Genomic DNA, 25,388 nt, shown 5'->3' with positions numbered 1-25,388 from the left:
ACGCTGTCCCGTATCCGGTGACATCGACGCCATCTTCAGACAATAAATGCGTCTTGCACAATCGTGCAAAATCGAACATAGTTCGCATATTAGCACTTGGCGACGCGTTTGCGCGCAGGCCTTATGCGAACTCATAAACAGGAGACAGCATCATGGGTGACCGGCTGCGACTTCAGGATTTCGACGATCCTGCGTTCAATCCCTTTTTCGAGGATGCTCTGGCCTACGGCGCGGATAGCGATCCTTATCCGCGTATTGCCGGGTTACGCGTGCAAGGCTCAGTGCAGAAGGGAGACTATCGTGTACTCATGGGCACGCATGCCGACCTGACAATGGCCGACGTCGCGCATTATTGTGTGTTCGGCTATGACGAGGTTTCGCAGGTGCTCGGCGATCCGGCGACATTTTCGAATCGGTCTTACGAACGCAATATCGGTATCAGTTTCGGCCGCAGCATCTCGACCATGGACGCCCCCGAGCATCCCAGGTACCGGCGGATTTTCCAGAAGGCCTTCCTGCCCAATACGGTGGCTGCGTGGGGCGATACGCTGGTCGACCCGGTGGTGAGCGACCTGATGGAAAAATTCGCCGGTCGCGGCCGTGCCGATCTCGTGCAGGAATTTACGCTGCACTACCCGTTCAACATCATTTACCGTCAGCTGGCGCTGCCACCGGAAGACGTCAAGATATTCCACAAGCTCGCCATCGCTCAGACGCTCGTCTCAGTCGATATCGAGCACGGCGTCGAAGCTTCTACCAAGCTGGGAAGTTATTTCGCGCAACTCGTCGCGCAGCGCAGAGATAGCCCCGGCGACGACCTCGTCAGCATGCTGGCCACGGCTGAGGTCGAAGGCGAGTTCCTGCCAGAAGAAGTCGTCATTTCATTTCTCCGGCAATTGGTGAATGCGGGCGGCGACACGACCTACCGTGCGACCAGCGTATTGCTGCTCGGACTGCTGAGAAATCCGGATCAACTCGACGCCGTGCGCCGCGACCGCACGCTTGTGCCGCGTGCCATTGAAGAAGCCTTGCGCTGGGATGGCCCGGTGTTGATGCAGTCGCGCGTGGCGGCGCGCGATGTGACGCTGGGGGGTGTCGATATTCCGGCGGGAGCGTTTCTCGACGTGGTGGCGGGTAGCGCCAACCGCGATCCCAGCCGCTTCACGGATCCTGACCGGTTCGATATTTTCCGCACCAGCACGCACCGGCATTTCGCGTTCGCATACGGGCCGCACGTGTGCATCGGTCAGCATCTGGCGCGCGTCGAGATGACGCGTGCACTCAACGCGATCCTCGACCGGTTGCCGAATCTGCGTCTCGATCCTGCGGCTCCGTCGCCCCTCATCAACGGCATCATGATGCGCGTTCCGCATTCGATTCCGGTCGTATTCGATTGAGTGCAAAAGGCGCAGGGGTCCACCCGGCCTATCGTGCTGGACCCTGTCTCTATATCCATAACAACACGCGGCCGCGAATGCCGCTTGCCGGAAGCGAGATCGTTCGGCCGGCGGTCGGAGACTGAACTGATGACCGAATTCGACTATATCGTCGTGGGGGCGGGGGCCGCCGGATGCGTGCTGGCAAACCGCCTGTCGGAGAGTGGGCGCCATGAAGTACTGGTGATCGAGGCGGGCCCGGAGGATACGAGCCCCCTCATCCGGATGCCAAAAGGGTTCGGCAAGCTGCTTTGCGATCCCACTCACGCGTGGTTCATCCCGGTGCAGCCGGATAACGGCAATGGCCATCGCAACGAAGTCTGGTTGCGCGGCAAGATGCTCGGCGGATCGAGCAGCATCAACGGCATGGTTTACATGCGCGGCCATCCCGAAGACTATGACGGGTGGTCGGCGCTTGGCGTGGAGGGCTGGGGCTGGCAGGACGTGGCTCCGTGCTTCAGGCGCATCGAAGACCACGCGCTGGGCGCGGATGAACTGCGTGGCGAAGGCGGTCCGTTGAAAGTGTCGCTGTACGCGCAGCGCAACCGTCTCGGCGAAGCGGTACTCAACGCCTGTCAGTCGCTCGGCGTGCCACGCCTCGAAGACATCAACAGGCTCGATCACGAAGGCGTGGCGTACCTGACCTACACGATCCGAAATGGTCGTCGGCAAAGCTCCGCTGAAGCGTTTCTCAAGCCCGCGAGGAAGCGAAAAAACCTGGTGGTCGTCACGGGCACAGAAGTCAGTCGGGTCATATTCGAAGGCACGCGCGCCGTGGGCGTGCAATGCAGGCGCGCGGGCGTCGAGATGACATACAAGGCAAAACGTGAAGTGGTGCTGTCAGCAGGTGCACTCGAGTCGCCGCGGCTTTTGCAGCTGTCGGGCGTGGGTAATCCCGAGCATCTGCAGTCGTTGGGCATCCGTGTGGTTGCTGCGAGCCCCGGGGTCGGCCTGAACATGCGGGAACATTTGCTGTACATGATTCAGGCACGCCTTAGGCAATCGCGCGATTCGCAGAATCGGGAGTTTGCCGGGGCGCGCCTGTGGCGCAATGCGCTGCAATATTTTCTGTTCCATAGCGGCGTCATGGCGCTTGGCTCGTATCAGGTGGGAGGGTTCGTCAAAACTGCGCGCGATGCCACCCGGCCTGACGTGCAATTGATGATGGCGCCGTATTCCCTGGATTTTGGCGCTGCCGGGTATGGTTTCGAGCCGTTCCCCGGCATGCAGCTTTTCAGCTATCCGCTCAGGCCCGAGAGTCAAGGGCACGTGAGGATTGTTTCCGCCGACCACAACGCGCCACCGGAGGTCGTCGCCAACTACCTCGCCGATCCCTATGACCAGCGGATGGCGATCAACGCGTTCCGGCTGATGCGCAAGGTCTTCGCAGCAGAACCGTTGGCGAGCCTGATGGATGGCGAAACGCGACCCGGCTTCGCCTTGCAGTCCGACGACGAGATCCTGGATCTGTACCGGCGCGAAGGCCAGTCGGGCTATCACGCTTGCGGCACCTGCAAGATGGGCACCGATAGCCTTGCCGTGCTCGATTCGCGGCTGCGTGTTCGGGGTGTTGGCGGCTTGCGCGTGATGGATCTGTCCATCACGCCGACGATGATTTCCGGCAACACGAACGGCCCGATGATGGCTATGGCATGGCGGGCCGCCGATCTGATCCTGGAGGACGCACGATGACCCGGCTTGACGAGTATCGCGAACGTTACGCAAACATTCATTTCGACAGGCAGGATGGCATTCTCCTGATCCGGCTGCATACCGAAGGCGGTCCGCTCAGATGGGGGGCACTCGACGGCAGCATTCATACGCAACTCGGCGAGGCGTTCTACCAGGTCGCGCGCGACCTCGAGAACAAGGTGGTCATCCTGACCGGCACCGGCGACGTGTTCTGCGACAACATGAATTACGCGGAACTGCCGTCGGAGCCGATGTCGAAGGTCTGGCCGCGTCTGCAGCGCGAGGGGCAGGACCTTCTGATGCAACTGCTCGATATCCCGGTCCCGGTGATTGGCGCGATAAACGGACCCGCGCACATTCACGCGGAGTTGCCCGCGCTGTCCGATATCGTTCTGGCCTCGAGCCATGCAGACATCGCCGATCAGGCGCACTTCATCCATGGCGTGGTGCCGGCGGACGGCGTGCAGGTTGTGTGGCCGATGCTGCTCGGCCACAACCGCAGCCGCTATTTTCTGCTCACGGGTCAGCGTCTTTCGGCACATCAGGCGCTGGAACTCGGTGTCGTCAGTGAAGTGCTGGCGCCTGAGCGCCTGCTTGAGCGTGCCTGGGATCTCGCGAGAGAACTGGCGGCAAAACCGGCCGCAACACTGCGGTACACGCGCACGGTGTTTGTCCAGCCGTTCAAGCGCCGGATGCTCGAGGAACTGGGCTACGGCCTCGCTCTTGAAGGGCTCGGCAGCGTTGCAGCGCAGGCGTGAACGGCGCGGCAGCACCCACGGAATCTTGATCAAGGAGATACTGCATGAACGTATCGGCGCAAACTTTGAACGATACCCAGATCGTCCAGCAGGCGCTGGGCTACGCGACTCGCGAAGGTGGCGAAATCGGCGTCCAGGTCGCCGCTTATCTGGATGGCAAGCTGGTGATCGACGCATGGAGCGGGGTGGCCGATCTGGCGACCGGACGCCCGGTGGACGGCGAGACGCTGTTTAATGTCTACTCGGTGACCAAGGCCGTCGCGGCGACCGCATTGCACATCCTGGCCGATCGCGGCCGCATCGACTATGACGCGCCGGTGGTGCGCTACTGGCCTGAGTATGGCGCGCACGGCAAGGCGCGCACGACGGTTCGGGATGTGCTGACGCATCGTGCGTGCGTGCCACAGATGCCCGACGGCGTGACGCCCGAGCGAATGTGCGACTGGGCCTGGATGACCGCTGCGATCGCCGACCTGAAGCCGTTGGCGGAGCCTGGCACGAAGACGCTCTATCTTTCGATGACCTTTGGCTGGATCGTCGGCGAACTGGTGCGGCGCGCGGATCCGCAGGGGCGCTCGCTGGGGCGCTTTGTGCGTGAAGAAATCGCAGAGCCGCTCGGTATTTCGGACCTCTGGATCGGCATCCCGGACGCCGTCGAGCCACGCATCGCGAAACTCACCGACGCGATGGTGCCAGTTCCGTCCGAATATCTGCCGCCGCTTTTCCTGGCGTCGATGCCCGAGCAGGTTGCGCTGAATCCCACTGTGTTCGAACGGCCCGATGTGCGTCGCGCGGAGGTGGCCGGTGTGGGAGGCATATTTAACGCACGCAGCGAAGCGCGCTTCTGGGCGATGCTGGCTGGCGGTGGCGAGATCGACGGCGTGCGGCTGCTGTCGAAAGAACTTGTCGCGACATTGAACACGCCGCGGGCGAACAGCGAGGAACCTGATCCGGTCATGTTCGGATTTCCGATACCGATCACCATCGGCGGGTTCTGGTTCGGCGGCAATCATCCGCCGGTGACGGCGGTTCAGTCGCCGCGCGCATTGTGTCATCCGGGGCAGGGGAATTCGATCGGCTGGGCTGATCCGGACATCGGTCTGGCCGTTGCAATCTGCCACAACAAGCTGTTTAACCCAACATCGCCGGAAGAGGATGCCCTGTTGCCGATCGCGCAGGCGATCCGCCAGGCATTGAACCTGAGCTAGTTGATGTCATGACAATAGATCTCGCTCATTTACAGAAATGGATCGGCAGGAGCGAACGTGTTTCCGACACGCTTACGCTGACGCCAATGGCCGCGCTCGCCGCTACGCTCGACCACGACGGTTTGCCAGTCGCGCCAGGGGATGCGCTGCCACCCCTATGGCACTGGCTCTATTTTTTGCCGGTGCACCGACAGTCGCTCATAGGCCCGGACGGGCACCCGAAGCGCGGCGGTTTCCTGCCACCGGTGGAATTACCCCGTCGAATGTGGGCGGGCAGTCAGCTCGCGTTTTCGCGGACGCTGAGGGCCGGCGATGCGGTTACCCGTCTGTCGACCATCGAGGACGTTACGCACAAGCACGGCCGCAGCGGCGACCTCGTATTTGTCAAGGTGCTGCATGAGATCAGCGACGCCGCAGGCGTGGCGATTACGGAACGCCAGGACATCGTCTATCGTGATCATCCCGCTGCCAACGAGGAGTCGCCGGTACTCCGACTCGCACCGGAGGGCGCGCAGTGGACGCGCGAGATTCGTCCCGACCCGGTGCTGCTGTTTCGCTATTCAGCGCTGACATTGAATGGTCATCGCATCCATTACGACCGACCGTACGCCACGGAGCAGGAGGGCTATCAGGGCCTCGTCGTGCATGGCCCGCTGCTGGCGACGCTGTTGCTCGATCTGCTGCGCCGTGAACGGCCACAGGAGGCGGTCACGGCTTTTTCGTTTCGCGCAATGAGCCCGGTGATCGACACGAGTCCATTTTTTGTTTGCGGGCGGCCCGAAAGCGAGGAGGGTAAAACGGTCAAACTGTGGATCGCCGGCAGTGATGGCACATTGCGCATGGAGGCCAACGCTGTTCTCGCGTAGCTGTCTGCTTTGTTGCCTGATGTAAATAGCGGTCACGCGGGTATCTGACCTTCATTTTTCCTGGGGTGTTATGCGCTCGTTTCTATTTGTTCCCGGTATCCGGCCTGAGCGCTTCGCCAAGGCGCTCGACTCTGGCGCCGACGCGGTGATCGTGGATCTCGAAGACGCCGTTAGTGAAGCGGACAAGGGGCCGGCTCGCCAGCATGTCGCAGATGCAATGGCGGCATTCGCCGCATCGACCACGCGCGTGTATCTGCGCATCAATGGGTTTGGCACGCCATGGTTCGGTGAAGACCTCTCGTTGCTGGCGTTGGGCGGCCTCGACGGCGTCGTATTGCCGAAGGCGGAGAGCGCTTTGGCCCTCGAAGCTGTCGCTCGCGCGACCGCCAGGCCGATTCTGCCGATCATCGAATCGGCGCTTGGCGTATGGCAGGTACTCGAGGTGGCGCAGATGCCTGGCGTTGAACGGCTCGTGTTCGGCTCGGTCGATTTCGAACTCGATGTAGATTGCTCGGGTTCTGGGGAGGCGCTGCTCTATGCGCGTTCGCGGATCGTGCTCGCGTCTCGGGTGGCCGGGTTATTGCCTCCAGTGGATGGTGTGACCGTGACGCTCGATGACGCCGCTCAACTCGCGACCGATGCATCGAGTGCGAGAAATCTGGGATTCGGCGGCAAGCTTTGCATCCATCCAAAACAGATCGCCCAGGTCAATGCCGCTTTCAGCCCGAGTGAAGAGGACCTTGCGAAGGCGCGAGAAGTGGTCGAAGCGTTCGCGCGCGCAGGTGGCGGCGCGGTATCGGTGAACGGCCGGATGGTGGACCTGCCGGTTCTCCTCAAGGCGAGGCGCCAGCTGGCAATGATGGAGCGCAGGTCGACGGGCGCGTAGGTTGCAATGCGCCAGCCGGTACCTGCGCCGGCGAAACGCCCGTTGCAGGCAGGCGGGTGTTAACGCGCCTGGTTGAACTCCAACCTGGCCAGCCGCAGATGAGCGGCTGACCATGGAGGTCGCTGTAGTTGGCGGCGGCCTGTTGCATGCAGACCGTGTGCGTTAAACCGGGTCCCAGGGCGTAAGGGTGAGCGACGGTACGTTCGGGAAGAAGCTGGACTCGAACGCGGGCATGACCTGATCGGCGATCGATTCCGGCGTCCAGCCGCCGTCGCGGTGCAACGAGCGGACCATGCGGATCTGGTTGAAAAAATAGATTTCGTTCGCGCGCACGCCGAAGATCTGCCCGGATACCTTGGCAGCGCGGTCCGATGCCAGATAGACCGCGAGCGGGGCGACCTTGCGGGATTCCATCTTCTTCATGATCTCGACGCGGGCCTTTTGCTCCGGCGTATCAGACGGAATCGATGCAGTCATCGCGGTCCATGCCCACGGCGCAATACAGTTCGAGCGCACGTTGAATTTCGCCATGTCGAGCGCAATCGACTTCGACAGTCCCACGACGCCCATCTTGGCGGCCGAGTAGTTGGCCTGGCCGATATTGCCGATCAGACCGGAGGTGGATGTCATGTGGACGTAACTGCCGCCGTTTTGCGCCTTGAAGTGCGGCGCGGCGGCCCGGGCCACAAAAAACGAACCGTTCAGATGCACGTCGACGACGGCCTTCCATTCTTCCGGGCTCATATTGAAGAACATCCGGTCGCGCACGATGCCCGCGTTGTTCACGACGCAATCGATCCGCCCGAAGGTGTCCAGCGCGGCCTGCACGATCTTCTGCGCCGAATCCCATTCGGCGACGCTATCTGTACTGGCTACTGCCTCGCCGCCTGCTTCCTTGATTTCCGCCACGACACGATGGGCCGCGAACTCACCGCTCTCCGCATGGCGGCCCAGATCGTTGACCACGACCTTCGCGCCAGCCGCCGCAAACTGGAGTGCGAAATCGCGGCCGATGCCGGCCCCCGCTCCCGTTACGACCACAACCTTGTCCTTCACGATATCGCTCACTGTCGTCTCCATTCGATACAGGCGTTGATGTAGAAAATCCATCGGCCTATAATAACAAAACTGAACAGCGTTGCATATTATGAACTATGCGCGGCGCGATCCCAATCTGCGAGGAGACCACAAGATGACATTGCCAGAGAACTGGAGCGTGCCGGACCATGTACCGCATGAGCGAGTGGTGGATTTTGACTACATGAATCCACCGGGCGCCGCCGATGACGTTCATCTGGCATGGAAGGCGTTGCATGCCGGTCCGGACATCGTGTGGTCTCCATACTATGGTGGACACTGGATCGCAACGCGCGGAGAAGACATCGAAGCGATGCAGAAGGATCATACGCATTTCTCGCATCGCAGCGTCAATATTCCGCCGTTGAGCCAGGTGCAGCTCGTACCGCTCGAACTCGATCCGCCCGAGCATACCGCTTATCGGAACTTGATTACGCCGTCGTTTCTGCCGAAGGCAATCGCTTCGCTCGAAGATGATGTACGCGCCCTCGCCGTGGAGTTAATTGAAAAGCTGGCGCCGCGCGGCAAATGTGAATTCGTTTCCGAGTTCGCCAAGATCTTGCCGATCGTGATTTTTCTGCGCCTTGCCGATCTACCGCTGAGTGACCGTGAACGGCTGCTCGAATGGGCTGAGATGTCGGTTCGCGGCAAGCTCGAGGAACGTATGGAATCGCAGAATCTGCTTGGCGCCTATATCTCTACCTGGGTGGCGGAACGCCAGGCCAACGCGGGCGGCGACCTGATCAGCCTGATCGCGAATGCGCAGATCGACGGCGCACCGATGCGGCCCGATCGCATGTTCGGTATGTTCATCGTTGTGCTGTTCGGCGGTCTCGATACGGTCGCTTCGCTGATGGGCTTCATCGCCCGCTTTCTTGCCGAGAACCCGAGCCATCGACGTCAACTGATCGAGAATCCCGAACTGATGATTTCGTCTGTCGACGAACTGATTCGCCGGTTCGGCGTGGCGAACACGGCGCGGCTCGTCACCGAAGACATCGAGTACAAGGGTGTGACGCTGAAGAAGGGCGACCAGATCCAGTTGCCCAACTCGTTGTTTGGTCTTGACGACCGCAAATTCTCCAATCCGCTCGATGTCGACCTGACCCGCAAGCCGGTGCTGCACGCTGCATTCGGCAATGGACCGCATCGCTGTCCAGGATCGTTCCTCGCGCGCACCGAAATCAAGGTGTTTTTGCAGGAATGGCTGAAGCGCATTCCCGATTTCAGGATTCGCGAAGGTGACAAGCCGCGTTGTGGCTCCGGCGCCGTGAACGGGATGCTTTATCTGCCGCTTACATGGAAAGTCGCGTCCTGACTCTCTTCCCTTATCCATGACAGGACGAAAACGATGAAACAATGGCAATGTATATTCTGCGGCTTTTTCTACGACGAAGCAGTCGGTCTCCCGGCGGAAGGTTTTCCATCGGGCACGCGTTGGGCCGACATTCCCGACGATTGGGCTTGCCCGGAATGCGGTGCGGCGAAAGCTGAATTTGTGATGATTCAAGTCTGATGCAGGCTGCCGGGCGCGCTTCTTTCGACCTGCACTGCGTGTCCGCTGATTGGCTAGTGCTTGCGCGGGCAATAACTGTTTCAAACTCGATCGCTCAGGCGGACCTTGCTCATACCTGTCATCACAGCATGCGCCGAACAGTGACAGGCGGCCCGAGGTCCGAACCAGACGAGGGGCGCGGTGCAGCCGTCAGTGGCCAGTATTAGTGCTGAGCCGGTACGCTATGTTCGCGCCGGCGATGTCGCAACTATCACGATTGACTACCCGCCAGTCAATGCGTTGAACGTCGTGGTGCGAGCCGGTTTGATACAAGCCTTCGAGCGGGCTCGAGCAGACGGGCACGCGAAGGCGGTCATTCTGACCGGGCACGGCAACGGCTTTTGCGCGGGCGGAGATATCCGCGAATTTGGAACGCCCGCGGCTGCCGCACCGCCCGGACTGTCGATGCACATTCATCCGCTGATCGAGTCAATGAACAAGCCTGTCATCGCCGCCATTCATGGCATGGCGGTGGGTGGTGGCCTGGAAACCGCGCTGGTGTGCCACTATCGCGTCGTCGAAGCCGATGCGCGGATCGGGCTGCCGGAAGTCGGGCTCGCCACCATTCCGTTGTCGGGCACGCAACGCATGCCGCGCGCGGTCGGCCTCCGGCGGGCCATCGACATGATCCTCTCGGCGCGGATAGAACGGGCAGCGTCGTTTGCCGGGACCGTTTTGTTTGATCGTATCGTCGAGCCTGGTCAGGCTCTGAATTCCGCCAGGCGGGTGGCGCACGCACTGGTTGAGCATAACGACCTGTCGCTGCCTTTGATCCGGAATCTCACGGTATCCAGAAGTCACGCTACACAGGTTCTCGCGACGGCGCGCGCGGGACTCGCGGCAAATGGGGGGAATACTCACGCGCGCGCGCAGGCGCTGGAGGCGATCGCCGCTTCGGTCGAATGTATCGACTTCGAAGCGGGCATGCAAAGCGCGCGAGCCATTTTCGATGCTTTGATGACCTCCGACGAAGTGCGTATTCAGCGCGAGCGCTTTTTCAATCAAGGATCAAACGGACCGCCGTCGGGGCCGGATTGATTGGCAAGAGACCCGATCAGCGCAGCGGCGCGCGCGGTCGCGCGCCGGATCCATCAGATCCCCCCGTTTTGTCACCACTGCTGCAATAACATCGCAGGCGCTGCTCAAGCCCGCTCGAATAGCGCGGCGAGACCCTGGCCGCCACCGATGCACATTGCCGCGAGACCATAGCGGCCCTTGCGACGTTGCAGTTCGAAGAGCAGGGTGGTCATCATGCGTACACCCGTTGCGCCGATAGGATGGCCCAGTGAGATGCCCGAGCCGTTGACGTTCAGACGGTCCGGATCGTTCCATCCCCATCCTTTGAGCACGGCCAGCACCTGGCACGCGAAGGCTTCGTTCAGTTCGACAAGATCCATCTGATCGATCGACAGCCCGGTGCGCGCCATCAGTTTCTGTACGGCGGGTACCGGGCCGATGCCCATGCGCGAAGGCTCGCAACCCGCTGCGGCCCAACCGTTGAACCAGGCCATCGGCTCCAGACCGAGTGCTTCGAGCTTGTCCTCGGCGACCACAAGGCAGGCGGCTGCCGCATCGTTCTGCTGGCTGGAATTGCCTGCCGTGACGGTGCCACCCGGGATCAACGTGCGCAGCTTGCCGAGGCTCTCCATGCTGGCGTCCTCGCGGAAGCCTTCGTCTCTGGCAACGAGCAGTGGTGTGCCTTTTTTCTGCGGCACAGTGACGGCCACCGTTTCGTCCGCCATGCGGCCCGACGCCCACGCTTCGGCCGCCCGTCGATGGCTGCGCACCGCATACTCGTCCGCCTGTTCGCGGCTGATGTGATAGTCGTTCGCGAGGTTTTCGGCCGTTTCGATCATGCCCGGGATATAGCCGAAGCGTTCCTCGGGTTGCGAGCGTTCGCGGCCACGCGCGAGCCGGTCATGAAATTGCACTGAACCCGCGCGCGCGCCCCACCGCATGTCGGTGCTGTAGTACTCGATGTTGCTCATGCTTTCGACTCCGCCCGCGAGCACGACATCGGCGGCTCCGGTCTGGACCATCATCGCTGCTGTCGCGAGTGCCTGCAGTCCGCCGCCGCAGCGTCGATCGAGTTGCATGCCGGGCACCTCCACTGGCAGTCCCGCCTGCAACGCGACCCAGCGCCCGACGCAGGGCGTCTCGCTATTCGCGTACGACTGCGCGAAAACCACGTCGTCGATGCGGGCGGGATCGAGCCCGATGCGCTTCAAGACTTCTCTGATGACCAGAGCGCCGAGTTCTTCGACCGGCACGCTGCGCAGACTGCCGCCAAACGTGCCAACGGGGGTGCGTACAGGAGAGACGATCGCTGCTCGCTTCATATGAGCTCCTTCAAATGGCGCGGAAAGTGCTGGCTACCATACCAGGTTTGGCCGGCTGCATCGTCCTGACCGGATTGCTTCAGGCGGCTCCGCTGGTGGAGTGTTCGAGTACGGCCCGGTAGTCGGGATGCGCAATTGCCAGTAGGCGCTCGCGTCGCTGCGTGAGGGTGAGTCCGCGTAGATCCGCGACGCCGTATTCCGTCACGATGATGCCGGCGTCGCTGCGCGGCGTGCTGACCGGGCCACTGAGCGTCGACACGATGCGGCTCGCGCCCTTGCCCGTTGTCGAAGGCAAGGCGACCACGGGCAAGCCGCCTTTGGCGCGCCGTGCAGCGCGCAGGAAGTCGAGTGCGCCGCCGACCGCGCCGACATAGCCGCCGCCCGCTATCTCTGCGTTGATCTGCCCGCTGAGATCAACTTCGAGCGCTGAATTGAGCGCGACAAAACGGTCGATGTGGGCCAGCACGTCCGGATCGTGTGTGTAGCTCGTCGAGCGAAACTGCACGGCACTGTTGCGATGCGCGAAGTCGTGAATGCGGCGGCTGCCCATCATGACGCCAGCCACCGTCAGCCCCCTGTCAACGCTCTTTCGCGTGTTGTTGATCACGCCAGCGTCCATCAAATCGGCAACCTTGTCGCCGATCGTACCCGAGTGAACGCCAAGGTCCCGCCGGTCCGACAGACGCGCGAGCACGGCTTCAGGAATCGCACCGAGACCGAACTGTAGCGTCGCACCGTCTTCGATCCAGTCAGCAACGTGACCGGCTATCGCCAGCTCAATGTCGCCAGCTTTTCCTGGCGCGTTTTCGAGTGGCGCGCGCGATGTTGGCAGCGTGAAGTCGAGATCGTCGTCGCGCAGATACCGCTCACCATACGTCCACGGCGCCTGATCGTTGATCTCGGCGACGATAATGCGGGCCGTGTCGAGTGCCGGAATCAGATACTCGTGTGCGATCGACAGACTGTAGCGGCCTTCCTCATCCGGCGGCGCGAGTTGCAGCAGTAGCACGTCTACCTTGAGCGCACCGGAGCGGATCATCTGCGGAAACTGCGAATAGTGGCACGGCAGGACATCGAGCGCGCCCGCGCGCGCCAGTGCGCGATTCGTGCCGGTGCCGCAGTAGGAAACGAAGTCGATGCAGTCGGCGTGCTCGGGCTTGCAGGTATCGGTGGCGCCTGCGCCAAGGAACACGCGGAACTGGCCGATACGGTGTCGTTGCGCGACGAGCGCCTGGGTCAACGGCACCGGTTCTGCGTTTGCCTGACCCCACATAATGGTGTCACCAGGCAGAACGATGGACGCGAAGTCGATGGACCCGGGTTGCAGGAGCTTAGGCATGAGGCTGTAAGGTCGCGAAGGGCAGGGGCGGCAGGTTGCTGATCATGACATTGGCGAGGGCATGACATTACGCCTTCGCGGTGGCGTTCTGTGCGCGGATGGCGCCGGATGAACCGAGTGCGGCGATGTGTTCCGGCCCATAACCGAGCGTGTTGAGAATCTCCGCCGTGTGCTCGCCGATGGCGGGTATCGACAGAGCGGGTTGTGCTGGATCGCGCCGGAACCGAATCGCGCTTGCGCCGTGCTGGCGGCCGGCAGCGTCCACTTTCACCATCTGACGGGCGTGAGTGTGCGGATGCGCGAGCGCCTCACGTAACGACAGCACCGGTGCGACGCTCACTCGACGGCCTTCGAACCAGGCGAGCCATTCGCCCAGCGTGCGCGTCAGAAAAACCTGGGTGAGGAACGTACGCAGATCGGCCTGTGCTTCGCCGGCGGCTCCGACCGCGACGGCAATCAGATCCGGCCGGCCAAGCGGCGTCAGCAGATTGGTCGCGAAGTCGAGTTCGCGGCCGCCGAGACATAGCCATTGCGAATCGGCCGTCCGATACGCGGCGAGCAGGGCAATCGCATTGCCGCCATGCGCGGTTTCGACAGCGTCCCCTTCAACAGGGTTGAGCGCGCGTCCAGTCAGATGCGGTTGTGCCGTCAGCGCTGCGTCGTAGAGCGAAATGTCGACGAAGTCTCCCCGACCTGTTTCGCGCGCGTGCAACAACGCCATCAACACCGCTGACAATGCCGTGAGCGAGCCCGCCAATGCAGCGAGCGATGCGCCCGACGTCACGGGCGCGCCGCGCTCGTCGCGTGGCAAGGTTCCCGCCAGGGCCTGGATGACGGGGTCATGCGCCGGCATATGCGAAAGGGGGCCTGTCTGACCGAAGGCTGTCAGGGAACAGTAGACGAGACGAGGATTGGTGCGGCTCACCGCGTCGTAACCGATGCCCAGACGCGCCGCGACGCCAGGCCGCGACGACTCGATCACGATATCGGCCTCGTCGATCAATCTCAATGCGACGGCAAGACCATCGGGATGTTTCAGATCGAGTGCGATGCTCCGCTTGCCCCGATTGAGCGCGACAAAAAACTCGCTGTCCGATTCCAGCGAGCCGCGGGCGGCGTCGCCTGTCAGCGGTTCGACCTTGATGACGTCTGCGCCATGATCGGCAAGATTCGACGCGAGCATCGGCCCCGGCATGAACTGCGACAGATCGACGACGCGAACGCCCGAAAGCTTCATGCGGCAGGCACCTTGAACGGGAAGCCGCGTTGCGCAATTTCGGCTGCTTGCCGCATGATTGCCGTGATCAGATCGGCGCAGGTCGGCAGATCGTGGATCAGGCCCGTCACCATGCCAGCCGGAAAGGCACCGCCTTCGACATCGCCACTCGCGAATGCGTCCATCCAGCGGCTCGCGCCGGTCAGCGCATACAGATCGGCAGACGTGACGCCACGTGCGCGCTCCAGTTCGACTGCCGCCAGACTGACGCTGTTTTTGATCACGCGGCTCGAATCGCCGAGCGTGCGTCCAACCAGCAACGTATCCCGCTCGGTTGCTTCCAGCAGGCGCTGTTTGATGGCCGGATGAACACGTGATTCCTGCGTGAGCATGAAGCGCGTGCCCATGTTGATGCCGTCCGCGCCAAGCGCGAGCGCGGCCATCAGGCCCCGGCCATCGGCGAACCCGCCGGACGCGAGCAGCGGAATCTTCAGCTGGTCAGCAGCGGCGGGGATCAGGATCAGCCCCGGAATATCGTCTTCACCCGGATGCCCCGCGCATTCGAATCCATCGATACTCACCGCGTCCGCGCCTAGTGCTTCGGCTTTCAGCGCATGCCGCACGGCAACGCACTTGTGGATTACCTTGACACCGCCAGCCTTGAACATGGCGATGTATTTCGCGGGATTGCTTCCAGCCGTTTCAACGACGGGCACGCCCCGTTCAATGATCGTGCGCGCGTAGCCTTCATAGTCGAGCCCGGCGTTACTGCCGAGCAGCGTGAGGTTTACGCCGAACGGTTTGTCGCCGAGCGCGCGCACTCGGTCGATCTCTAGCGCCAGCGCGTCGGCGTTCGCATGCGTATGAGCGGAAATGAATCCGAGCCCGCCAGCATTGCCGACTGCGGCCGCGAGCTCCGCGCGAGCCACCCAGCGCATGCCTCCCTGGATAATCGGGTAGTCGATGCCAAGCAATTCGGTGATGCGATTCTTGTGAGGGTTCATGGTCGGTCGTAAGGCCATATGGGCGAATGACAGGTTGAATTGGAATCAGTCGAATGCATGCGCTTCAATCGATCCTGACGAAGGCGGATGCATGCCCGCGCCTGATTATCAACAATTGCGAAACACGGGCTGACGCTTTTCCGCGAACGCGGCCATACCTTCCTTGCGGTCTTCCGTTGCGAAGGTTGCGTAGGCCATGCGTCGCTCGAACAGGATGCCTTCGGCGAGACTGGACTCGTACGCGCGATTGACACATTCCTTCGCGATCGCAACGACGGGTTGCGAGAATCCGGCGATGGCGTCCGCCGTTTTCAGCGCTTGGTCCACCAATGCGTCGACAGGCACGATGCGGCTGACGAGGCCGCAGCGTTCGGCTTCGATGGCATCCATCCTGCGACCCGTGAGGATCATTTCCATCGCCTTCGATTTGCCGAGTGCCCGGGTGAGACGTTGTGTGCCCCCAGCGCCCGGAATGGTCGCGAGCGTGATTTCGGGTAATGCGAAGCGGGCGTTGTCGGCAGCGAGAATGAAGTCGCACATCATGGCCAGCTCGCAACCGCCACCCAGCGCGAGGCCGGCCACCGCGGCGATCACCGGCTTGCGGCAACGCGCCGTGCGTTCCCAGTTGGAGGTGATGAACTGTCTCTTGAACACGTCCATGTAAGTCCATTCGCCCATCATCTTAATGTCGGCACCGGCAGCAAATGCTTTCTCATTGCCTGTCAGCACGATTGCACCAATCGCCTCGTCGGCTTCGAAACCATCGAGCGCGGCAGTCAACTCGTCCATCAAGAGGTTGTTCAGCGCGTTGTATGCCTGCGGTCGGTTAAGCTTGATGAGCCCCGTTTTGCCGCGCGTTTCGACGATGATCGTTTCGTAGGCCATGAGTTTTCCTTACATGAATGCGGACGAACACCGATGCCAGCCTGCCGCAGTTGCAACAAGGCAGGCTGACTGTGCGCACCTGCTTCCGGTGCTGCATCGCAGCACCGGGCTGGGCGAGCCGGCATGGACCGGGCTTGCCCGTATTTTGAACGATGTTTATAATTCTGAATGCGCGACGGGGCTTTGTCAATTGAGCTTCGGGTCGACGCTTCATCAAAAGAGGCAAGGAGGCACAGCATGACGACACGCCATGAGGACGGACAGATCCGCGTGGAACAGCGCGGCCATATTCTCTTGATCGGCATCGACCGTCCGGAAAAGCGCAATGGCTTTACCCCCAAAATGTTCGAGGAACTGGCGAGGGCGTACACGCGTCTCGAAGCGAGCCCCGATATTTTCTGTGGGCTGCTTTATGCGGAGGGTGATCACTTTACCGCCGGCCTCGACATGCCGAAGATCGTGCCGTTGCGCCGCGAGGGTAAGCCGCTCTTTCCCGTTGGCGAAGTCGACCCGTTCAATCTGCGCGAACCGCTGCGCAAGAAGCCGGTGGTGATTGCACTGAAGGGCATCAGCTTCACTGTGGCCGTCGAACTGATGCTGGCCTCAGAGGTGGCCGTAGCCGCGGATAACTGCCGTTTCTCTCAACTGGAAGTCAGGCGCGGCATCATGGCAGGCTGCGGCGCGACGATACGGATGGTGGAGCGCGCGGGGTGGGGCAACGCGATGAAGATCCTGCTCACGGGTGACGAGTTCACGGCACAGGAGGCGTATCGCATGAATTTCGTGCAGGAAGTGGTGCCGGCGGGCGAAGAATTTAAGCGGGCGCTGGAGATCGCGGAGCGCATCGCCGCCCAGGCGCCGCTGGCCGTGCAGGCTACCATGGCAAATGCGCGTCTGTCGCTCGGGTCCGGCTGGCAAGACGCATACTCGAAGATCCAGTCGACCCAGCAGGTTCTCTACAACACGGAAGATGCCAAAGAGGGTGTCCAGTCGTTTGTCGAAAAACGCACGGCAAGATTTGCCGGGCGCTAACCTGGCAACAAGCTGGGCACTGGCGGGCGGCATCTGGTGCCGCTGTCACGCCTGGTCGAAAGGTCTGGACGTTGCGTCCGGCATGAATTCAACGGAAACGGTTCGATATGACAAAAGGTGCGTTGGCCGGGATTCGCGTGCTCGATCTGAGCCGCATCCTCGCAGGGCCATGGGGTGCTCAGATGCTGGCGGATCTGGGGGCGGAAGTGATCAAGGTCGAGCGGCCGGGCAAGGGCGACGACTCGCGCCAGTTCGGGCCGCCGTTCCTGAAGGACCGCGATGGCAACGACACACGTGAATCGACTTTCTTCATCAGCGCGAACCGTGGCAAGAAGTCGATTACCTGCGACATCGCGACCCCCGAGGGTCAGGCGTTGATCCGGTCGCTTGTGGTGAAATGCGACGTGCTGCTGGAAAACTACAAGGTAGGAGACCTGATGCGATACGGTCTCGATTACGCAAGTCTTAAGCTCGTCAATCCGCGTCTCGTCTACTGCTCGATCACGGGTTTCGGCCAGACCGGACCGTACAGTCCGCGCCCTGGCTACGATTCGATTTTCCAGGCGATGGGCGGCCTGATGAGCATCACGGGAAATGGCGACGACGTGCCCGGCGGCGGTCCGATGAAAACCGGACCGAGTCTTGCCGATATTCTCTGCGGGCAATATGCAGCGTCTGCTATCGTAGCGGCGCTCTATCATCGCGACGCCGGCGGTGGACCGGATCGCGACGGACAATATATCGACCTCTCGCTGCTGGATTCCATGATCGCCGCTACCTCGCACTACGCCAGCCAGTATCTGGTATCTGGCGAGGTTCCAGTGCGACGTGGCACCGAGGGCAACGGTGGCATGCCGTCGCGCATGTTTCGGTGCGCGGACCGCGACATCATGATCGTGGCGGGTAACAACGAACAGTATGCGCGGTTGTGCCAGGTGCTGAACCATCCGGAACTGGCAATGGACCCGCGTTTTAGTGAAATCGCACTGCGGGTCAGGAACCGCCGGGCGCTCGGCGAGGTGTTCGAGCCGCTGATCGTACAGTGGCAGAGCGACGAGTTGCTGTCTGCGCTCGACGCCGCGGGCGTGCCGGCAGGTCCAATCAATAACTTGCAGCAGGTGTTCGCTGATCCGCATGTTCAGGCGCGTGGCATGTGCGTCGAAGTCACGCATCCGCTGTCGGACCAGGCCGTGAGAATGGTCGCAAATCCGGTGAAGATGTCTGGCACGCCGATCGATTCCTGCACCCCGCCTCCGATGCTCGGCCAGCATACCGATGTGGTGTTGCGCGAGCTGCTGGAGATGTCAAGTGCGGATATCGACGCGTTGCGTGCGCGCAAGGTCATCTAGGCTCATCGCCTGATCCGTCAGGCGCTGTCATGCGGCGCACTCCTGGCAAAAAATGGCCCTGACTCCGGTGAAGGAGCAAGGGCCAAACTTCATCGCACTCTCGCGAAGTTCGATGGAGGAGAAATCTGCGTTGCCAACCGGCGTTGCGCGTTGAAGATCTGGGAGTCGCCTTGCGCATCTAAAGCATCGACTGACCGCCATCGACGTTGATGGTCTGGCCCGTGACGTAACCCGAGCTCTCGCTGCATAGAAATGCAACTACGCGTCCAATATCCTTCTCGGGGTCGCCAAAACGACCAAGCGCAATCTCGGACAGATAGCGCGCGCGTTCGCTGGGATTCGCTTCCAGATATGTGTTTGCGGCAGGTGTCAGCGCAGCGGGGCACACCACATTGACCGTAATGCCGTAAGCGCCCCATTCGCGTGCGGCGACTCGCGACAAGCCGCGGATGCCCTCCTTGGCAGCCGCATACGGACCGAATCCCTGTGTGCCTTCGATGCCGGTACGCGACCCGAAATTAACGATCCTGCCGCTACGCTGATGCTTCATGTGCGGCAAGACGGCCTGCATGAAATACAGTGTGCCGTAAAGGCCGGATTCGAGCGTTTCGCACCAGTTTTCATCGGTGACCGCTTCCAGAGGCACTCCCGGCGTGCTGCTTTGCGCGTTGTTCACGAGCGCATCGACGCGTCCGAAGTGTTCGATTGCGAGTGCGACCGTGTTGTCTGCGTCGGCGCGCCTGCGCGTGTCCCCAGGCACCACCAGTACTTGAACGCCATGCGCCTTCATTGTTGACTCCGCCTGTCTGAGCTTCGCTTCGGTGCGTCCCGTCAGGACAAGGTTCGTGCCTTCTCGTGCCAGCGCAGTCGCGATACCGAGCCCTAATCCTTGCCCGCCGCCGGTCACGATCGCAACACGGTTCTGTAGTCCGTTCATTAATCAACTCCTTCGTAACATGCCGATGGAAAACGCACACACGCCACAGATCAAACCGGCCCACAATATTGTGCGATGTTGTCATGGTCAAATTTGCGAACGTCGTTCAATTATATAGAGAATGGGCCGTCTCGTGGCCTTGGCGTTATCCCGGATCCCCAAAGAATATGTGTGCTAAACCGGCGACCGACGTGAGACTATGTGAATGGTTCATTTATAATGAGTTGAATTAAATGGAAGGGGAGTGATATGTCGAAAGAAATCCTGGCCTCGGCAGACAAAGATGTCACCGGACCGCGTTCGCTGACTCGCCTGCTCGGGCTGTTCGATGTACTGGCGAAAGCGCCGGACGGGATGTCTCTTGCAGAACTGAATGTCGCACTGGAGTCGCCCAAAAGCAGCCTGCTCAACCTGTTGCGGCCGCTAGTGGCAGAAGGATTTCTGATGCACGACGGCGGCCGGTACCGGTTGGGACCGTCCATCTTCCGGCTGTCGGCGAATGTGATGGCGGTGTGGAATTTTTCGAAGATGCTGCGTCCGTATTTGGTCGAATTGTCGGAGCGCACTCACGAAACGGTCTATATCGGCGTGCTCGACGCGGAGCATAAGGTCATTACGTACGTCGACGTCATCGAAAGTGCACAGTCTGTTCGATATTCGATGCTGGTCGGGATGCGTCGCCCGCTGTATTGCACCGCCGCCGGGCGTGTTTTGCTGGCGTACCAATCGGAAGATTTTCTGGCCGAGTACCTGCGTACCGTCAAACTCGAGCGCCACACCGAGCACACAACAGTCAACAAGAAAGTCCTGCGCGAGGAGCTGCAAAACATTGTTGAGACAGGTTTGTCGGTCAGCCGCGGCGAGCTGCTGCCCGACTCGGCAGGTCTGTCGTCGCCGATTTTTGGGCCTGATGGCGAAGTGATCGCGGCGATGGCGGTCGGCGCGCCGCTTGAGCGATTCGATCGCGAACGGGAACGCCTGGAGGAACATATGCTCGTCGTTGCACAACGCGCGTCGGCGTTGGGCAAAGTGAGCGAAGAAGAGTAACGCTGCTGACGCGCCCGCGTGCGCAACATTTCTGGCACCTTACGGCGGCGTGCGGCAGCGCCGGTCACACACTCACCGCGTGCGTGCCGGGCCGCTCAATCCTCCGCCGTCCGTAACGCGGGAACGACGGCCCGGGTTGCCCTGCTTCGGTAACGCATACGCGACAACGAGTCCCACTAGCGCACTGCCGGCGACATATCCGAACACCGCCACATAGCTTTGCGCCGCCGGGAAGGACGCGCCGCCTTCACTGACGGATGCGCCCTGCAGCAGCGTGAATACGGCTTGCGCCCCGACCGCGAAGAAACACGAGAAAAATACATAGAGCAGGCCGGTCGCCTCGCCTGTCTGTTCGGCGGGCGTCGCTTCGATGATCAGGTTGTAGACGGCGGTGTGCGCAAAGGCGAGGCCGAACGAGCAGAGCATCGCGCCCGGAACGAACAGCAACATACTGCGATGAAGCAGGATCAGGGAGGTCCACGTGATCACCAGCATGGTCATGCCCATCAGCGCAGCCCGACGCGCCTCGTAGCGAGTAGCGATGCGCCCGCTCCACGGACTGGCAACCATCGCAACAATGTTGATGGTGAACATCAGAAATCCCGCCTGAGTCGCGGTCAGTCCGAAGCCTGCATGCGTCCACGCCGGCTGCTGTAACAGCAGCGAGAAGACCTGTCCGAGTTGCATCGCGCCGATCGCCACGCACATCATGCAGGCATTCGCGAGAATGACCTGACGTTTTGCCAGCAAGCGGATGTTGATAAGCGGAACCGTTACCCTGCGCTGATGCCTCGTCCAAAGCCACAGCACCACCAGACTGGCCGTCACCAAGCCCCATATCCGCGGATCCTGGAGTCCCCAGGCATGGACCTGCTGTACCGCAAAGAGGATCGCGCACAATGCCGGAGCGAAGGCGAGGCCGCGCACGAAGTCGATTCGCGCGCCTGAGCGGCGATGCGATTTCGGCACGCAGCAACGCACCGCCGCGATCGTCATCGCACACAACGCCACCTTGAGCCAGAACCCGCCTTGCCACGAGTAGTGATCGACTACAACACCGGCGCAGATGTAGATCAATCCGGCCGACACCATACCTGCAGCGCTGATTAACCCGACCGCAGAAGGGATCTGTCGAGCGGGCAGGTTTTCGCGGACGAGCCCCATCGAAAGTGGCGTGATGCCAGACGCGATCGACTGCATTGCGCAGCCCGCGATCAGCACGGCAATACTGGGCGCGCAGGCCGCCACCACGCCTCCCACGGCAGCGATCACCAGCACGATGAGCAAAACGCGCCGGTAGCCTAGCAGGTCACCCAGGCGCCCGCAGATAGCCGCGAAGATTGCCGCGCCAAGCCAATAGACGGTGACGGTCCAGCCCACCGACGCCGACCCGGGAAAAACCCGATACAGCGTCACCAGCATCGTGTAGATCACAGTGATGCCGGACGATGCCGCCACGGCTGACATCAGCACCGCGAGCAGGAACCAGCGCCGCCGACCTTCTGTGAGCGGCTCGCGCCAAGACGATTGCGGCGGTGCGTCAGCCAGCATGGGATGTCCCCTTGGATTGGATTTTTCGTATCCTCTCATAGTTGAACGATGTACGTATAGTTGTGTTTATTGAGGGGGCTGGCGTTGCTTCGGTGCGGTCGCTTTTTTTGATATCAATCCGGTATTGCGATTTCTCGTCTCGATATGGAGGTTTGTGCGCCAACTGCGTGCACCGATACTTTCATTCAAGGGTACGGTTCTTATCGCTCGTCACATAAACAGGAGACTTTTTCATGCAAACTTTTCAAGGAAAGATCTACGACGCCGACACGCACTTCTACGAAGTGGAGGACGCGTACAGCCGCTACCTGCCAGAAAAGTTCAAGAAGGAATGGGGGTTCACAAGCCGGGTCACCCCGGAAGGCAATCGCTGCATGTACGTCGGCGATCGCAAGGTCGAGATCAGTGAAGGCTACACATCAGCTGAGGGACTGGTGCCGCCGCCCGGGAAACTGCACGAATGGCTGCGGGCGATGAAGGACGGCAAGGATAATGTGGAAATGCGGGTTCCTCCCACTGCGGACATGTTTAACCGCGACGCGCGTCTGAAGAAGATGGATGAATTCGGTGTCGAGGCGTGCACGATGTATGTCGGCGAAATGGTCGCATGTATTTCCTATCTGAACGAACCGGTCGCTGCAAACGCCGTGCTGCACGCCTACAACCGCTGGATGCTGGATGACTGGACCTTCAACTACAAGGATCGCATCTACAGTACCCCGATTGTCACGCTCGACGATCTCGACGCCGCTGTTGCCGAGGCGAAATGGCTGGTGGCAAATGGCGTGCGCGTGATCCTGATGCCGATGGGACCGTTCAATGGACGCGCACCCGCCGACCCGTATTTCGATCCGTACTGGGCGATTCTCAACGAAGCAGGTGTGCGCGTCACGTTCCACGTTTCCGAAGCGATTTACATGAAGGACCATATGGCCGTATGGGGCGAGCCGGTGCAGCAGTCGCGCCAGCGCCAGACTGCTTTTGTATGGATGCATGGTTACGGCGAGCGTCCAGTGATCGAGACGCTCTCGTCGTTCATCTTCTACAATTTCTTCGAACGTTTTCCGAACGTCAAACTGTGCAGCGCGGAAAACGGTGCCGAATGGGTGCCCTCGATGCTGGTCAAGATGGACAAGTGCCGGGGCATGTCGAAAAACGGCTACTGGCCCTGCGGTCAGCTGAAGAGCCGGCCGAGCCAGATTTTCAAGGAGAATGTCTTCGTGGTAGCGTATCCAGAAGACGACCTCGCGCAGATCGTCGCGCAAACCGGCTCGGCGGACTTTCTGTTGATGGGCTCAGACTACCCGCACGCGGAAGGCGTGCCCGAACCGAACGATTTTGCGCGTGAGGCGTGTGAGCCGTTGTCCGCACAGGACACCCAGAAAATCATGTACGACAACGGACGCCGCTTCATGCCGGTCCGGGCGTAACTGCAGAGTGCCTGAATAACGGCGAGGCACGTCGTCAGGTGTGCCTCGTGCGGTCTTTTGTTTGATCAAATGATTACGGAAGCGATCGTGGGAGAACTTGCAATGTCCCGCGCGTTTGCGTCACTGTGGACAGGCAAGCCATGAATTTACTGGACTATCAGGCGTTGTTGCTGGAGCGCGACGGCGGCATCCTCACCGTTACCCTCAACCGCCCCGATACGTTGAACGCGTTCGACGAACAGATGGACATCGAAATGTCGCGGCTCTTCGTCGATGTCGCGGAAGATCCCGAAACGCGCGTCGTTGTGCTCACGGGAGCGGGTCGCGCGTTCAGCGCTGGCGGCGACATCGAACACATGCAGCAGGTGATCGACGATCAGTCGTTGTTTCTCGCCGGCATGCAGCGAGCGAAAAAAATCATCTTTTCGATGCTCGACTGTCCGAAGCCCATCATCGCGAAGATCAACGGTCATGCCGTTGGCCTCGGGGCGACCATCGCGCTCTTCGCCGATCTGAGTTATGCGGCAAACCACGCGAAGATTGGCGATCCACATGTGAAGGTCGGTTTCGTCGCGGGGGACGGGGGCGCGGTGATCTGGCCGCAACTGATCGGCTACGCCAGGGCCAAGGAATACCTGCTGACCGGCGATCTGCTCGACGCGCAAGAGGCGGCTCGCCTCGGGCTGATCAATCATGCCGTTCCTGCAGACGAACTCGATGCGGTCGTCGCCGCAATGGCGAAGCGCCTCGCAACGGGCGCGTCACAGGCTATCCAGTGGACCAAGACATCGATCAACATTGGTCTGAAGCAGCTCGCTCATTCGATACTCGATGCGTCCATTGCGTATGAGGCGCTGTCGAATCAGACCGAGGATCACCAGGAAGCGGTAAATGCGTTTCGCGAGAAGCGCGAGCCGGTGTTCAAGGGCCGTTAAGTCATGCTCGCCTGGCTGCGGCATGAACGATCCAATCGCGCGCAGCCGTCGAAACAGGAGTGTTCCAGATGCAACGTGTAGTCGCGATTACAGGAGGGTTCGGCACCCTCGGACGGGCGGTTGGCAGCGTATTTGCCGCTGATGGGTGGAAGGTTGCATTGCTGGACCGGGCGCCGGCGCCTGATATTCCAACCCCGGACGGGCAGGACGCGCAATGGCCGCTGGGCGGTGTCGATCTGACCGACCTCGGTAGCGCGCGGAAGGCCATGTCGTCGGTGGCCGAACAGCTCGGCCCCCTGAACGCGCTGATCAACGTGGCCGGCGGCTTTCGCTGGGAAAAGCTGACGGACAGCAATCTGGAGACGTGGGACCTGATGTACCAGATGAACGTCCGTACGGCGGCGACCGCGTCGAGGGCAGCGCTGGAGCAGTTCGCGGATGGGCCGGAAGGCGGGCGCATTGTCAATATCGGCGCAGGCGCTGCGCTGCGGGCTGGCGCGGGGATGGGCGCCTATGCAGCGTCGAAGGCCGGTGTGCTGCGCCTCACCGAGGCCCTCTCCGATGAGCTGAAGGATCGCGGGATTACCGTCAACGCGATCCTGCCGGGGATCATTGATACGCCGCAGAACCGCAAGGACATGCCCGATGCCGATTTTTCGCGCTGGGTGCAGCCCGCAGACATCGCAGCGGTTATTCTCTTCCTCGCTTCGCGCGCTGCGTCTGCCGTGACGGGCGCGTCGATCCCCGTCACCGGCCGCTTGTAGATCACGCGGCGTCGAGCCGCTCGTTGTTGCGATCAACCTGTGCGACCCGAACAGACCGACAGCGGATTGGACCTCCGTTCCG

At 61.3% G+C, this 25,388-nt stretch carries 23 protein-coding genes; 15 read left to right on the top strand and 8 right to left on the bottom strand.

What is annotated here, in order from left to right:
- Positions 1-152: 152 nt before the first annotated feature.
- The 6 genes from B0G77_RS40755 to B0G77_RS40730 all read left to right on the top strand — a co-directional run bounded on the left by B0G77_RS40755 (position 153) and on the right by B0G77_RS40730 (position 6,846).
- Positions 153-1,397 (top strand): cytochrome P450, encoded by a 1,245-nt coding sequence (locus tag B0G77_RS40755; protein ID WP_133667495.1) that lies wholly within the window; start codon positions 153-155, stop codon positions 1,395-1,397.
- A 129-nt stretch (positions 1,398-1,526) separates the two neighbouring features.
- Positions 1,527-3,128, top strand: coding sequence for a GMC family oxidoreductase N-terminal domain-containing protein (locus tag B0G77_RS40750; protein ID WP_133667494.1), 1,602 nt, complete (start codon positions 1,527-1,529; stop codon positions 3,126-3,128).
- Positions 3,125-3,886 carry an enoyl-CoA hydratase/isomerase family protein gene (locus B0G77_RS40745; protein WP_133667493.1) on the top strand — a complete coding sequence of 254 codons (762 nt, stop codon included), beginning with the start codon at positions 3,125-3,127 and terminating at the stop codon, positions 3,884-3,886. Before B0G77_RS40750 ends, B0G77_RS40745 begins: the two co-directional genes overlap by 4 nt.
- A 44-nt stretch (positions 3,887-3,930) precedes the next feature.
- Positions 3,931-5,094 carry a serine hydrolase domain-containing protein gene (locus B0G77_RS40740; RefSeq protein WP_133667492.1) on the top strand — a complete coding sequence of 388 codons (1,164 nt, stop codon included), beginning with the start codon at positions 3,931-3,933 and terminating at the stop codon, positions 5,092-5,094.
- An 8-nt stretch (positions 5,095-5,102) separates the two neighbouring features.
- The gene (locus B0G77_RS40735) at positions 5,103-5,960 is read left to right on the top strand and encodes a MaoC family dehydratase N-terminal domain-containing protein (RefSeq protein ID WP_133667491.1); all 858 of its coding nucleotides are present in this window, start codon (positions 5,103-5,105) and stop codon (positions 5,958-5,960) included.
- Between the two features lie 70 nt (positions 5,961-6,030).
- Positions 6,031-6,846 carry a CoA ester lyase gene (locus B0G77_RS40730; RefSeq protein WP_133667490.1) on the top strand — a complete coding sequence of 272 codons (816 nt, stop codon included), beginning with the start codon at positions 6,031-6,033 and terminating at the stop codon, positions 6,844-6,846.
- A gap of 162 nt (positions 6,847-7,008) precedes the next feature.
- On the opposite strand, the gene B0G77_RS40725 is transcribed toward B0G77_RS40730, so the two are convergent.
- Entirely contained in the window at positions 7,009-7,914 is a 906-nt protein-coding gene (locus B0G77_RS40725; RefSeq protein ID WP_133667489.1) for an SDR family NAD(P)-dependent oxidoreductase, read from the bottom strand.
- A 124-nt stretch (positions 7,915-8,038) separates the two neighbouring features.
- Between B0G77_RS40725 and B0G77_RS40720 the strand changes: the two genes are divergently transcribed.
- The 3 genes from B0G77_RS40720 to B0G77_RS40710 all read left to right on the top strand — a co-directional run bounded on the left by B0G77_RS40720 (position 8,039) and on the right by B0G77_RS40710 (position 10,516).
- Entirely contained in the window at positions 8,039-9,241 is a 1,203-nt protein-coding gene (locus B0G77_RS40720; RefSeq protein WP_133667488.1) for a cytochrome P450, read from the top strand.
- Between the two features lie 33 nt (positions 9,242-9,274).
- Entirely contained in the window at positions 9,275-9,439 is a 165-nt protein-coding gene (locus tag B0G77_RS40715; protein ID WP_133667487.1) for a rubredoxin, read from the top strand.
- Between the two features lie 192 nt (positions 9,440-9,631).
- Positions 9,632-10,516 (top strand): enoyl-CoA hydratase/isomerase family protein, encoded by an 885-nt coding sequence (locus B0G77_RS40710; RefSeq protein WP_243751499.1) that lies wholly within the window; start codon positions 9,632-9,634, stop codon positions 10,514-10,516.
- A 104-nt stretch (positions 10,517-10,620) separates the two neighbouring features.
- Here B0G77_RS40710 and B0G77_RS40705 read toward each other — a convergent pair whose 3' ends face one another.
- The 5 genes from B0G77_RS40705 to B0G77_RS40685 form a co-directional block, all read right to left on the bottom strand.
- Entirely contained in the window at positions 10,621-11,817 is a 1,197-nt protein-coding gene (locus tag B0G77_RS40705) for an acetyl-CoA C-acetyltransferase (RefSeq protein WP_133667486.1), read from the bottom strand.
- Positions 11,818-11,896: 79 nt separating this feature from the next.
- A complete protein-coding gene (locus B0G77_RS40700) occupies positions 11,897-13,156 on the bottom strand; it encodes an acetyl-CoA hydrolase/transferase C-terminal domain-containing protein (RefSeq protein WP_133667485.1) in 1,260 nt (419 codons plus the stop codon).
- Positions 13,157-13,223: 67 nt separating this feature from the next.
- A complete protein-coding gene (locus tag B0G77_RS40695; protein ID WP_133667484.1) occupies positions 13,224-14,393 on the bottom strand; it encodes a CaiB/BaiF CoA-transferase family protein in 1,170 nt (389 codons plus the stop codon).
- Positions 14,390-15,376: a nitronate monooxygenase gene (locus tag B0G77_RS40690; protein ID WP_133667483.1), complete on the bottom strand. Its 987-nt coding sequence runs from the start codon at positions 15,374-15,376 to the stop codon at positions 14,390-14,392. The genes B0G77_RS40695 and B0G77_RS40690 overlap by 4 nt, the downstream gene beginning before the upstream one ends.
- A gap of 108 nt (positions 15,377-15,484) precedes the next feature.
- Positions 15,485-16,261 carry an enoyl-CoA hydratase gene (locus B0G77_RS40685; protein ID WP_133667482.1) on the bottom strand — a complete coding sequence of 259 codons (777 nt, stop codon included), beginning with the start codon at positions 16,259-16,261 and terminating at the stop codon, positions 15,485-15,487.
- Positions 16,262-16,498: 237 nt separating this feature from the next.
- Between B0G77_RS40685 and B0G77_RS40680 the strand changes: the two genes are divergently transcribed.
- Together B0G77_RS40680 and B0G77_RS40675 are read left to right on the top strand one after the other, a co-directional pair.
- Positions 16,499-17,293 (top strand): crotonase/enoyl-CoA hydratase family protein, encoded by a 795-nt coding sequence (locus B0G77_RS40680; protein ID WP_133667481.1) that lies wholly within the window; start codon positions 16,499-16,501, stop codon positions 17,291-17,293.
- Positions 17,294-17,400: 107 nt separating this feature from the next.
- Positions 17,401-18,642, top strand: a complete 1,242-nt coding sequence (locus B0G77_RS40675; protein ID WP_133667480.1) for a CaiB/BaiF CoA-transferase family protein — start codon at positions 17,401-17,403, stop codon at positions 18,640-18,642.
- 178 nt (positions 18,643-18,820) lie between these two features.
- Here the strand turns inward: B0G77_RS40675 and B0G77_RS40670 are convergent, their stop codons facing one another.
- Entirely contained in the window at positions 18,821-19,579 is a 759-nt protein-coding gene (locus B0G77_RS40670) for an SDR family NAD(P)-dependent oxidoreductase (RefSeq protein ID WP_133667479.1), read from the bottom strand.
- A gap of 249 nt (positions 19,580-19,828) precedes the next feature.
- Here B0G77_RS40670 and B0G77_RS40665 point away from each other — a divergent pair, with 249 nt between their 5' ends.
- Complete coding sequence (locus B0G77_RS40665; RefSeq protein ID WP_133667478.1) at positions 19,829-20,626, top strand: IclR family transcriptional regulator; 798 nt, start codon at positions 19,829-19,831, stop codon at positions 20,624-20,626.
- Positions 20,627-20,698: 72 nt separating this feature from the next.
- Here the strand turns inward: B0G77_RS40665 and B0G77_RS40660 are convergent, their stop codons facing one another.
- The gene (locus tag B0G77_RS40660) at positions 20,699-22,177 is read right to left on the bottom strand and encodes an MFS transporter (RefSeq protein ID WP_133667477.1); all 1,479 of its coding nucleotides are present in this window, start codon (positions 22,175-22,177) and stop codon (positions 20,699-20,701) included.
- Positions 22,178-22,410: 233 nt separating this feature from the next.
- Between B0G77_RS40660 and B0G77_RS40655 the strand changes: the two genes are divergently transcribed.
- The 3 genes from B0G77_RS40655 to B0G77_RS40645 all read left to right on the top strand — a co-directional run bounded on the left by B0G77_RS40655 (position 22,411) and on the right by B0G77_RS40645 (position 25,306).
- The gene (locus tag B0G77_RS40655; protein ID WP_133667476.1) at positions 22,411-23,607 is read left to right on the top strand and encodes an amidohydrolase family protein; all 1,197 of its coding nucleotides are present in this window, start codon (positions 22,411-22,413) and stop codon (positions 23,605-23,607) included.
- A 140-nt stretch (positions 23,608-23,747) separates the two neighbouring features.
- Positions 23,748-24,542 carry an enoyl-CoA hydratase-related protein gene (locus B0G77_RS40650; protein WP_133667475.1) on the top strand — a complete coding sequence of 265 codons (795 nt, stop codon included), beginning with the start codon at positions 23,748-23,750 and terminating at the stop codon, positions 24,540-24,542.
- A 68-nt stretch (positions 24,543-24,610) separates the two neighbouring features.
- Positions 24,611-25,306 (top strand): SDR family NAD(P)-dependent oxidoreductase, encoded by a 696-nt coding sequence (locus B0G77_RS40645; RefSeq protein WP_133667474.1) that lies wholly within the window; start codon positions 24,611-24,613, stop codon positions 25,304-25,306.
- Positions 25,307-25,388: the final 82 nt, after the last annotated feature.

The sequence above is a fragment of the Paraburkholderia sp. BL10I2N1 genome, from assembly GCF_004361815.1.
Lineage (GTDB): Bacteria > Pseudomonadota > Gammaproteobacteria > Burkholderiales > Burkholderiaceae > Paraburkholderia.
This window is presented reverse-complemented; position numbering and strand designations above follow the sequence as displayed.

Coding starts and splice junctions, on each gene's coding strand:
- B0G77_RS40670 (WP_133667479.1), bottom strand. CDS start 19,579: ATGAACGGACTACAGAACCGTGTTGCGATCGTGACCGGCGGCGGGCAA.
- B0G77_RS40730 (WP_133667490.1), top strand. CDS start 6,031: ATGCGCTCGTTTCTATTTGTTCCCGGTATCCGGCCTGAGCGCTTCGCC.
- B0G77_RS40655 (WP_133667476.1), top strand. CDS start 22,411: ATGCAAACTTTTCAAGGAAAGATCTACGACGCCGACACGCACTTCTAC.
- B0G77_RS40695 (WP_133667484.1), bottom strand. CDS start 14,393: ATGAAGCTTTCGGGCGTTCGCGTCGTCGATCTGTCGCAGTTCATGCCG.
- B0G77_RS40755 (WP_133667495.1), top strand. CDS start 153: ATGGGTGACCGGCTGCGACTTCAGGATTTCGACGATCCTGCGTTCAAT.
- B0G77_RS40740 (WP_133667492.1), top strand. CDS start 3,931: ATGAACGTATCGGCGCAAACTTTGAACGATACCCAGATCGTCCAGCAG.
- B0G77_RS40690 (WP_133667483.1), bottom strand. CDS start 15,376: ATGAACCCTCACAAGAATCGCATCACCGAATTGCTTGGCATCGACTAC.
- B0G77_RS40735 (WP_133667491.1), top strand. CDS start 5,103: ATGACAATAGATCTCGCTCATTTACAGAAATGGATCGGCAGGAGCGAA.
- B0G77_RS40645 (WP_133667474.1), top strand. CDS start 24,611: ATGCAACGTGTAGTCGCGATTACAGGAGGGTTCGGCACCCTCGGACGG.
- B0G77_RS40705 (WP_133667486.1), bottom strand. CDS start 11,817: ATGAAGCGAGCAGCGATCGTCTCTCCTGTACGCACCCCCGTTGGCACG.
- B0G77_RS40685 (WP_133667482.1), bottom strand. CDS start 16,261: ATGGCCTACGAAACGATCATCGTCGAAACGCGCGGCAAAACGGGGCTC.
- B0G77_RS40675 (WP_133667480.1), top strand. CDS start 17,401: ATGACAAAAGGTGCGTTGGCCGGGATTCGCGTGCTCGATCTGAGCCGC.
- B0G77_RS40750 (WP_133667494.1), top strand. CDS start 1,527: ATGACCGAATTCGACTATATCGTCGTGGGGGCGGGGGCCGCCGGATGC.
- B0G77_RS40700 (WP_133667485.1), bottom strand. CDS start 13,156: ATGCCTAAGCTCCTGCAACCCGGGTCCATCGACTTCGCGTCCATCGTT.
- B0G77_RS40745 (WP_133667493.1), top strand. CDS start 3,125: ATGACCCGGCTTGACGAGTATCGCGAACGTTACGCAAACATTCATTTC.
- B0G77_RS40650 (WP_133667475.1), top strand. CDS start 23,748: ATGAATTTACTGGACTATCAGGCGTTGTTGCTGGAGCGCGACGGCGGC.
- B0G77_RS40680 (WP_133667481.1), top strand. CDS start 16,499: ATGACGACACGCCATGAGGACGGACAGATCCGCGTGGAACAGCGCGGC.
- B0G77_RS40660 (WP_133667477.1), bottom strand. CDS start 22,177: ATGCTGGCTGACGCACCGCCGCAATCGTCTTGGCGCGAGCCGCTCACA.
- B0G77_RS40665 (WP_133667478.1), top strand. CDS start 19,829: ATGTCGAAAGAAATCCTGGCCTCGGCAGACAAAGATGTCACCGGACCG.
- B0G77_RS40720 (WP_133667488.1), top strand. CDS start 8,039: ATGACATTGCCAGAGAACTGGAGCGTGCCGGACCATGTACCGCATGAG.
- B0G77_RS40715 (WP_133667487.1), top strand. CDS start 9,275: ATGAAACAATGGCAATGTATATTCTGCGGCTTTTTCTACGACGAAGCA.